The organism is Intrasporangium sp., from assembly GCF_032907665.1.
Classification (GTDB): Bacteria; Actinomycetota; Actinomycetes; order Actinomycetales; family Dermatophilaceae; genus Intrasporangium.
On the sequence record NZ_JAJJPG010000132.1, the window covers coordinates 1 to 9,234 of the forward strand.

Genomic DNA, 9,234 nt, shown 5'->3' on the forward strand with positions numbered 1-9,234 from the left:
GCCCGGCAGGGCAACGCCCGGCAGGGCAACGTCCGGCAGGGCAGCCAGACGGAGGCCGACCACGGGAGGTCATCATGAGCCACGACGTCTTCATCTGCCACGCGTCCGAGGACCGCACGATCGCCACGGCGATCTGCTCCACGCTCGAACAGCACCGGATCAGGTGCTGGATCGCCCCTCGCGACGTCGTTCCCGGCAGCGACTACGCAGAGTCCATCGTCTCGGCGATCAGCTCGACCCGCCTGACCGTCCTCGTCTTCTCGGACAACTCCAACCACTCCCCACACGTCAAGAGGGAGATCGAGCGCTCGGTGAGCCACGGCGTGCCCATCCTTCCCTTCCGGGTCGAGGACGTCGTGCCCTCCCCCTCGCTGGAGTACTTCATCTCCGACGCGCACTGGCTCGACGCGATGACCCCGCCCCTGGAGCAGCACCTCGACCACCTGGCAACGACCGTGCGGATGCTCCTCGACCGCGAGGCGGCCACCGGGGCCGACGAGCACCGTGCTGCAGGGACCGGTGCCACGATGACGGACAGGTGGACCCCACCCCCGTCGACGCCCGCGACACCCCCCACACTCCCGACACCCCCGTCGTCCGCCCCGTCGGCCGGGTCGACGGCGACCCTGCCACTCTGGCGGCAACGGCGCTGGATCGTCGGCGCAGCCGTCCTGCTCGTCGCGGCCGTCGTGGCCGGAGGCCTGCTGTGGAGGGGCACCACGAGCGACCCGGGAGCCCCTGCTGCCGGAACCGCGGCGACAGCGCCCGCCGGAGCCATCACGAGCACCGCACCGGCGACGCCGTCCGGTTCCGAGACCCCCTCGGGCGCTCCGGACACGGACATCTTCGTCGACGAGTTCGACGTCCCGCTCTACTCGGGTTGGACCTGGGTCAACGAGGATCCTGCTCGCTGGAGCCTCACCGCCGAGCCGGGCTGGCTCCAGATCACCGCCCAGCAGAGCCCGCCGATGCGCAACGTCCTCCTGCGCGACGCGGCCTGGGCGGGTGACGACTACGACGTCGCGACGGTGGTCCGTTTCACCCCATCGAGCAACTTCCAGTTCGCGGGACTCATCCTCACCGGACCCAACCCGGATGGGGACCGGCTCCAGTTCGGCAGGTCCTTCTGCGACGACGACGGCGTGTGCGTCGGCGACGGGCTCTACTTCGATCGGGTCAAGGACGGCTCACTGGTCGGCGACAACTACGCGAAGAAGCTCCCTGCGGACACGGGTGAGATCGTGCTCAGCTTCTCGGTCCGACCCAATGAGGTGAGCGCGTGGTACAGCGTCGACGACGGAGAGAACTGGGCCGATCTCGGAGCCCACCCGCGCGATCCGGGTTACACGAGGGTCGGCCTGATCGCCCACCAGGCCACGACGCCGATCACGGCCTCCTTCCGGGAGTTCGCCATCGCCCTGCCGTGAGGTCCCTGCCACATCGCGCGGCAGGGAGGTACCCGACTCCCCCGGCGGTTCAGCCCCACCAGCCGAGGAGGCTGCCCCCGATCCGGATGATGAACGCGACGACGATGACGACGAAGACGGCCCGGACGAAGCCGCTCCCGAGGGCGACGGCGGTCCGCGCGCCGAGGTAGCCTCCCGCGATGTTGGCCAGGGCCATGACGAGACCCACCTGCCACAGGACGTGCCCGAGCGGCGCGAAGACGGTGAGCGCCCCGAGGTTCGTCGCGAAGTTGGCGATCTTCGCCTTCGCGCTCGCCTCGAGGAAGGTGTAGCCGAGCAGGCCGACGAGCGCGAAGACGAGGAAGGAGCCGGTGCCGGGCCCGAGCGCCCCGTCGTAGACGCCGATGACGAAGCCCGTGAGCATCGCGAGCACGACGTGCTTGTGACCGTGGAAGCGTCGGATCGACTCACGGCCCAGATCGGGTCTGAAGAGGGTGTAGGCGCCGACGACGACAAGCAGCGCGAGGATGATCGGGTTGAAGGCAGACTTCGGGATGTTGAGGCCGATCACCGCGCCGCCGATGGCGCCGAGATAGGCGACGGCCGCCATGGGAAGGGCGGTGCGCAGGTCTGCCCCCACGCGGTGGAAGAAGGTGACCGAGCTCGTCGCCGTGCCGAAGATCGAGCTCACCTTGTTGGTGGCGAGCAGCTGGGCCGGGGTCGCCGACGGGATACCGATGAGCAGGGCCGGCAGCTGGACCAGACCTCCGCCACCCACCACGGCATCGATCCACCCCGCCGCCAGGGCCGCAAGGCCGAGGAAGGCGAGCAGGGTCGGGGTCAGCTGTTCAGTCACCGGCCCAGAGTGGTGTAATGGTCTTGTGCATATCAACCCTTACGGGCAGGAACCGGTCCTGCTGGCCGAGAATCTGGCCAACGACCGGCCCGCGACGGCCGCCGAGCTCGACCGGCGCTGCCGCGAGGCAGGGGTCGTCCTCGAGCGTCCGTCGACGGCAGAGGTCCTGCGGCGCGTCGATGCCTTCCTCGACCAGTGGGTGCGCGTCGTGGACGCCACCGCCGCACGCGAGCGCGCGGATCGACTCAACCGCCTCCTTGCCGCTCACGTCTCGCCGCCACGACTGACCGACCACGAGGACGGCGTGTGGCACGTTCACTACCGCCCGGACGACCAGACCCTCGCCGTCATCCTGCCGACCCTCATCTCGATGGGCACGGCACTTCACCTCACGGGGCGTGGCATGCACCGGCTCGGCCGCTGCGCCGCCCCAGGGTGCGAGCGGGTGTATGCAGACGTCTCCCGCAACGGCACCCAACGCTTCTGCTCCCCCCGATGCGCGAGCCGGGACGGCGTGCGGCGCCATCGCGAGCGTGCGGGCCGGCCAGCCAGTCGGAGCCGCGAATCCTCCGTCGCCTGAGCACCGCTCCGTCCCGGGAGCCCCGTGGCTGAGACGTCAGGGGAGGTTCCAGGCGTCGACGATCGTCTCGATGTCAGCCAGGTCGTGGGCCACGGCGTCGGGGGTGGCCTCGTGGGAGACCTGCTGCTCCGCCGGGATCGTCGAGTGCGGGATCCAGATCGCCCGCATCCCGACCTGCTGGGGACCGTGCACGTCCTCGAACGACCGGTCACCCACGTAGGCGCAGTCCGCGGGCGCGACCCCCACGGCCTCCGCGGCGTGGGCGAAGATCTCCGCCCGGGGCTTCACCCACGCCACCTCGCTCGAGTAGACGTCGGCATCGATGAGGTCGAGCACCCCGTCGCGCTCGAAGATGCCGCGGTGATGGTCCCGGTCCCAGATCGTGTTGGAGAGCACCCCGATACGGATCCCCTTGGAGCGCAAGGACTCCCACAGTGGCCCGATGGCAGGGTGGGTGAAGGTGTGCGGCTCCCAGAAGGCGTGGTAGGCCGCGACTCCCGCCTCCGTGCGGGGGTCTCCGAGCGGCAGCCCGCAGGACTCGAGGATCTCGTGCAGGCGAGCACTCAGCCCCTCGGAACGCCCACGCTTCCACGCGAGGTCCTCAGCGGCATACAACGTGGCGGCGAGGTCGTCACGGGCGCACGCCACCGTGCCGGCCCCGTCGGCGAAGGCGGTCCACTGGGCCCGCAGGTCGACGGTGTGCCACGGGGTGATCGTGCCGCCCCAGTCGAAGATGACTGCCTTGACGGCTCCGGTCACGAGCCACGCACCTCGGCGAGGACGGACTCGACAGCGGAGCCGAGAGCCACCTCACGGCGCTCGCCAGACCGACGGTCCTTGACCTCGATCTTCCCGTCGGCCAGGCCGCGGCCGACGACGATGATGGTCGGCACGCCGATGAGCTCCGAGTCCTTGAACTTCACCCCGGGGCTGACCCCACGGCGGTCGTCGACGATGCAGCTCAGGCCGTGCGCCTCGAGGTCATGCGCGAGTTGGGTTGCGGCCGTGAAGAGCGGCTCGTCCTTGCCCGCGGCGACGATGTGGACGTCGGCCGGCGAGAGCTCACGGGGCCAGATGATGCCCGCCTCGTCGTGGTTGCCCTCGACGACGCAGGCCACGGCACGTGAGACGCCCACCCCGTAGGAGCCCATGACGACGGTCGTGAGCTTGCCGTTGCCGTCGAGGACCCGGAGGTCGAGGGCCTCGGCATACTTCTTGCCCAGCTGGAAGACGTGACCCATCTCGATGCCACGCGCCCCCTCGAGGACGTGGTCGCAGTTCGGGCAGGGGTCGCCGAAGCGCACCTCGGCCGCCTCGATCGTCCCGTCTCCCTCGAAGTCGCGTCCGGCGACGAGATCGATGACGTGGCGCCCGGGCTCGTTGGCGCCGGTGACCCAGCGGGTGCCGGGAGCGATGCGCGGGTCGAGCAGGTAGCGGATCCCGGTCGTGCCCTCGAGACCGAGCGCACCCGGACCGATGTAGCCCTTGGCGAGGCCGGGATGCTCCGCGAAGGCCGCCTCATCGAAGGCCTGGACCTCGGCGGGCTCGACCTGGGCGCCGAGGCGCTTCTCGTCGACCTCCCGGTCGCCCGGGACGCCGATGGCGAGCGGCTCGCGCGTGCCGTCCGGGTGGCGCAGCATGACGACGACGTTCTTCAGCGTGTCCCCCGCCGTCCAGGGCCGGTCGTCGCGGGGGAAGTGCTCGTTGAGGTGGTCGACGAGGGTCTCGATCGTCGGGGTCTCGGGGGTGTCCTCGACATGGGCGGCGGGCACCCCGTCCCACCCGACCGGCGCAGGCGCCGGGACGCGCACCGCCTCGACGTTCGCCGCGTAGCCACAGCTCGTGCAGCGGACGTAGGTGTCCTCCCCCACCTCGGCGGTGGCGAGGAACTCCTCACTCTTCGACCCGCCCATGGCCCCGGCCATGGCCTGGACGATGACGTAGTGGAAGCCGAGCCGGTCGAAGATCCGGACGTAGGCGTCCCGGTGTGCCTGGTAGCTCTTGTCGAGCCCCGCCTCGTCGATGTCGAAGGAGTAGCTGTCCTTCATGACGAACTCCCGCGCGCGCAGCAGCCCCGCCCTCGGGCGCGCCTCGTCGCGGTACTTCGTCTGGATCTGGTAGATCGACAGCGGCAGGTCCTTGTACGAGCTGAAGAGGTCCTTGACCGTGAGCGTGAACATCTCCTCGTGGGTCGGCCCGAGGAGGTGGTCGGCGCCCTTGCGGTCCTTGAGCCGGAAGATGTTGTCGCCGTACTCGGTCCAGCGGCCGCTCACCTCGTAGGGCTCCTTGGGCAGCAGGGCCGGGAAGAGCAGCTCCTGCGAGCCGATGGCGTCCATCTCCTCACGGACGATCCGCTCGACGTTTCGCATCACCCGCAGCCCGAGCGGCAGCCACGTGTAGACCCCGGGGCTGACCCGGCGGATGTAGCCCGCCCGGACGAGGAGCCGGTGGCTCGGGACCTCAGCGTCCACCGGGTCCTCGCGCAGGGTTCGCAGGAACAGGGACGACATGTGCAGGACCACGGGTGCTGGCTCCTTCGGCGGTGACGTTGACGACGGAAGGATATCTGCCGTGCGGCTATCGGCTCGCCTCCGTTTCCCGAGCTCGTCATCGCGGTGAAAAGCGGGTGCCCAGGAGGGACGCCGATGGCACATTGGCCGTATGCCGCTCACCTCCCTGACGTTCACGTGCACGGCCGATCCGGCCGAGGCCAAGACGTGGTTCGCCGGACTCATCGCGAGCCAGCCCGCCCTGATGTCCGTCGTCGCGAGCGTGGCCGACGCCTGCATCGCGGACCCGGAGCGGTACCAGGGCCCGCGCTGGTGGGCAGGACGCGACACAGCCGGACGAGTCGTCGCGGCCTTCATGCACACGCCGCCCTACCCGCTGCACGCTGCCGTCGCGACGCCCGCTCAGGCGGTCTCGCTCGCGGAGCGGCTCGATGCAGAAGGCGACCGGCTGTCGGGAATCGGCGGTTTGCGTGAGCCGGTGGAGGCGTTTCGCGACGCGTGGGCCCGACTCAGGGGGTCGCGCGCGCAGACGGTCATGGAGTCCGGCGCCTTCGACCTGCCCGTGCGGCCCACCCTGCCCTTCGCCGTGTCGGGCCACTACCGCCGGGCCACCCCTGACGACGTCATGCTGGTGGATCGCTGGGCCCAGGACTTCGTCGACGCGACCTCCCACGTGGCCGTCAAGGTCCCGAGCCTGGCCGGGCGCGTCTCTGACGGTCGCGTCGGGCTCTGGGTCGACGGCGGGCAGCCCGTATCGATGGCGTACGCATCGCCCGCTAATGGCGGAGTCACACGCATCAGCAGTGTGTGGACACCATCGTCGCTGCGCCGTCGCGGCTACGCCAGCGGGGTCGTCGCTGCGCTCAGCGCCGACCGGATGGATGCGGGCGAGACCTGCTTCCTCTTCACCGACCTGGCCAACCCGACGAGCAACAAGATCTACCAGGCGATCGGATACAGGCGGATCGGCGACCACCTCACTGTCGAGTTCTCCTGACGACGCACGCTGCTGCCAGCGACGCCCCCCGTGCCCCCCGCGAGGTGCTCCACCCCCGGAGCCCGTCGCAAGTGGACTCCTCACGAGACCGAGTCGGATTCCTTCACGGGCGCGCACGAGCCGGTGCGCCTCGCCCTCACCTCCGGAAGGTCAGGTGCACTGTCCCGCTCTCGGCGGTCTCGGCGGTGACGTCGTAGCCCGCCTCCAGACCTCGCAGCTCGTCCCAGAGTCGGAGACCTCGTCCGAGCAGGATGGGGGCGATGGCCACGTGGAGCTGGTCCACGAGGCCCGCCTTGAGGAAGTCCCGCACCACCGTCGGGCCGCCGCCGATGCGCACGTCCTTGCCCTGAGCAGCCGCACGCGCGCGATCGAGTGCTTCCTCCGGGGTCGCGGAGAGGAAGTGGAAGGTCGTCCCGCCGGACATCTCGATCGACGGGCGGGGGGCGGTGTGGGTGAGGACGAACACCGGGACCCGGAACGGTGGCTCGTCGCCCCACCAACCTCGCCAGTCCGGGTCGTTCGGGAAGCTGTGCAGGCCGAACATGGCCGCGCCCATGATCTCTGCGCCCACCTCGGCGAAGTATGCCCTCGCGTACGTGTCGTCCACCCCGGTCGTGCCCTCCCCCGACGTGTCATGCAGGACCCGCTCGCGGAAGGTGCGGGTGGCGGCGTAGGCGGCGGTGAGGCGAGACCAGTCCTCCCCCATGGGGTTCTCGGGCGTCTGATCCGTCGTCGTCGCGAACCCGTCGAGCGAGATGTTGAGGTCGACTCGTACAGCCATGATGTTCCAATCCCTAGTGGTTGCAATTCGCAAGCACTATAGTGAGGGCCGCAGACATCGTCGACGGGATATTTCCATGGAGCCGCGTTCGGGCTGCCCGATCAACGCCGCTGTGGAGGCGCTTGGTGACCAGTGGTCCCTGCTCGTGCTGCGGGATGTCATCTTCGGCGACCGACGCTACTTCCGGGAGCTGCTCACGGGCTCGATCGAGGGCATCGCGTCGAACATCCTCGCGGACCGGCTGAAGCGCCTCGTCGCCGCGGGCATCCTGACCCGGGAGGACGCCGGGCGTGGACAGCGCGCGCGTTACAGCCTCACCGAGGCGGGGATCCAGACCCTCCCCATCCTCTTCGTCCTCGGCAACTGGGGCCTCGACTGGCGTGGCGGCAGCCCGGAGCTTCGGACTCGGCAGGAGCTCATGCGGGCTGAGGGGCCGGCGTTCATCGACGAGCTCATGGACGAGCTTCGCGTCCGCCACCTCGGGAGCGAGCCGACGCGGCCGGGTGGACCGAGCCCGCTCGAGCGTCTCGCGGCCGCCTATGCCGCCGCCTGCAGCGTCGACTCGTCCGGCCGGCCGTCCCCCACGCCATGAGCAGGTCGTCGAAGCCGACCTGGCCACGCCGCGGCAACACGCCCGGAAATGCGCAGCTCAGCGTGAAATATCACTCGTCGGATGCGAAGGACCGGGCGTGTCCCGTCGGCGGCGTCAGAGCAACACGGTGGTGAACGCGCCCACCTCCCGGAAGCCGCAGCGGTCGTAGGTCGCCCTGGCAGCCGCGTTGAAGTCGTTGACGTAGAGGGAGACCTCGTCGGCGAGACCGCCCAGGATCTGCTCGAGAACCGCCGCCATCGCGGGCACGGCGAGCCCCTGACCACGCAGCCTCGGGTGCACCCAGACACCCTGGACCTGTGCGCACCCGAGGGCCAGCGAGCCGATGTCGGCCTTGAAGATGACCTCGCCGTCCTCCATGCGGACGAAGGTGTGTCCCTGCCGGATGAGGGCAGCGACACTCGCGCGGTAGCCCCGGTCCGAGCCGAAGTACGGCGGGTAGCCGATCTCCTCGGTGAACATGTGGGCAGCGGCCGGGACCACCGCGGCCACCTCGTCGGGACGTGCCGGGCGGACGTGAGGATCGACCGGCACGCCGAGGTCCGACGGCCGCGTCGACGTGGCGAGCAGGGGCTGGTGGCCCCGGATCGCCCGGACCGGTCCCCAGGACGGACCGAGTCGGTTCCACAGGCCGACGACCTGCTCGCTCGGCCCGAAGATCGAGGCGACCTGCCGGCGCTGCCGCATGATGCGCGCGGCCACGTCGGCAACGCCGACGTCGTCGAGGCCCACCGGGACCACATTCGCCGAGACCCACGCCAGCCCGTCGAGCCTGCCCTCGGACCAGTGACCGAGAAGGGATCCCGGGCTGGACCGCAGCGCGCCCTCGACGATGCGCGCGGCCACGAAGACGTTGGACACCCGGTCGCGAGCGCACCACGCGAGAGCGGCGTCGCGGTCGGCAGCCGTCAGGGGGCGCACCGGGAGGCGTTGGCGGAGCACCCCCACACTCTGCACCGGCGAGCGCGTCGTGTCACCTCGCCGCTCACGCACCTGCCCGCCTCAGCCGACGGTGACCGTGGGGTTGCCCGCGGAGTCCTCGTCGACCGGCTCGCCCATCTCCTCGGCGATCCGCATGGCCTCCTCGATGAGCGTCTCGACGATCTGGCTCTCGGGGACGGTCTTGATGACCTCGCCCTTGACGAAGATCTGGCCCTTGCCGTTGCCCGACGCGACGCCGAGGTCGGCCTCGCGGGCCTCGCCCGGGCCGTTGACGACACAGCCCATGACGGCGACACGGAGCGGCACGGTGAGGCCCTCGAGACCCGCGGTGACCTGGTCCGCCAGCGTGTAGACGTCCACCTGCGCACGACCGCACGACGGGCAGGAGACGATCTCGAGCTTGCGCGGCCGCAGCCCGAGGGACATGAGGATCTGGCTGCCGACCTTGACCTCCTCAACCGGCGGCGCGGAGAGGGAGACGCGGATCGTGTCGCCGATGCCCTTGGACAGCAGCGCGCCGAATGCCGTGGCCGACTTGATCGTGCCCTGGAA

At 70.2% G+C, this 9,234-nt stretch carries 10 protein-coding genes; 4 read left to right on the forward strand and 6 right to left on the reverse strand.

Annotated features, from left to right (window positions below; all coding sequences use genetic code 11):
• The first annotated feature begins 74 nt into the window (after positions 1-74).
• Positions 75-1,427 (forward strand): TIR domain-containing protein, encoded by a 1,353-nt coding sequence (locus LOY02_RS15710; RefSeq protein WP_317183306.1) that lies wholly within the window; start codon positions 75-77, stop codon positions 1,425-1,427.
• A 49-nt stretch (positions 1,428-1,476) separates the two neighbouring features.
• Here the strand turns inward: LOY02_RS15710 and LOY02_RS15715 are convergent, their stop codons facing one another.
• Positions 1,477-2,262, reverse strand: a complete 786-nt coding sequence (locus LOY02_RS15715; RefSeq protein ID WP_317183307.1) for a TSUP family transporter — start codon at positions 2,260-2,262, stop codon at positions 1,477-1,479.
• A gap of 25 nt (positions 2,263-2,287) precedes the next feature.
• Here LOY02_RS15715 and LOY02_RS15720 point away from each other — a divergent pair, with 25 nt between their 5' ends.
• On the forward strand, positions 2,288-2,842 hold the full coding sequence (locus tag LOY02_RS15720) for a CGNR zinc finger domain-containing protein (protein ID WP_317183308.1): 555 nt from the start codon (positions 2,288-2,290) through the stop codon (positions 2,840-2,842).
• 36 nt (positions 2,843-2,878) lie between these two features.
• On the opposite strand, the gene LOY02_RS15725 is transcribed toward LOY02_RS15720, so the two are convergent.
• Together LOY02_RS15725 and LOY02_RS15730 are read right to left on the reverse strand one after the other, a co-directional pair.
• Positions 2,879-3,601 (reverse strand): HAD family hydrolase, encoded by a 723-nt coding sequence (locus LOY02_RS15725; protein WP_317183309.1) that lies wholly within the window; start codon positions 3,599-3,601, stop codon positions 2,879-2,881.
• Positions 3,598-5,364: a proline--tRNA ligase gene (locus LOY02_RS15730; protein ID WP_317183310.1), complete on the reverse strand. Its 1,767-nt coding sequence runs from the start codon at positions 5,362-5,364 to the stop codon at positions 3,598-3,600. Before LOY02_RS15730 ends, LOY02_RS15725 begins: the two co-directional genes overlap by 4 nt.
• Before the next feature lie 139 nt (positions 5,365-5,503).
• On the opposite strand from LOY02_RS15730, the gene LOY02_RS15735 reads away from it, so the two are divergent.
• Complete coding sequence (locus LOY02_RS15735) at positions 5,504-6,349, forward strand: GNAT family N-acetyltransferase (protein ID WP_317183311.1); 846 nt, start codon at positions 5,504-5,506, stop codon at positions 6,347-6,349.
• Positions 6,350-6,485: 136 nt separating this feature from the next.
• Here LOY02_RS15735 and LOY02_RS15740 read toward each other — a convergent pair whose 3' ends face one another.
• Positions 6,486-7,133, reverse strand: coding sequence for a dihydrofolate reductase family protein (locus tag LOY02_RS15740; protein WP_317183314.1), 648 nt, complete (start codon positions 7,131-7,133; stop codon positions 6,486-6,488).
• Positions 7,134-7,206: 73 nt separating this feature from the next.
• On the opposite strand from LOY02_RS15740, the gene LOY02_RS15745 reads away from it, so the two are divergent.
• A complete protein-coding gene (locus tag LOY02_RS15745) occupies positions 7,207-7,722 on the forward strand; it encodes a helix-turn-helix domain-containing protein (protein ID WP_317183312.1) in 516 nt (171 codons plus the stop codon).
• A gap of 114 nt (positions 7,723-7,836) precedes the next feature.
• Here the strand turns inward: LOY02_RS15745 and LOY02_RS15750 are convergent, their stop codons facing one another.
• Both LOY02_RS15750 and LOY02_RS15755 read right to left on the reverse strand, forming a co-directional pair.
• Entirely contained in the window at positions 7,837-8,688 is an 852-nt protein-coding gene (locus LOY02_RS15750) for a GNAT family N-acetyltransferase (protein WP_317183315.1), read from the reverse strand.
• A gap of 54 nt (positions 8,689-8,742) precedes the next feature.
• Positions 8,743-9,234: flavodoxin-dependent (E)-4-hydroxy-3-methylbut-2-enyl-diphosphate synthase (locus LOY02_RS15755; protein WP_317183313.1), on the reverse strand; the 492-nt coding region annotated here is incomplete at its 5' end.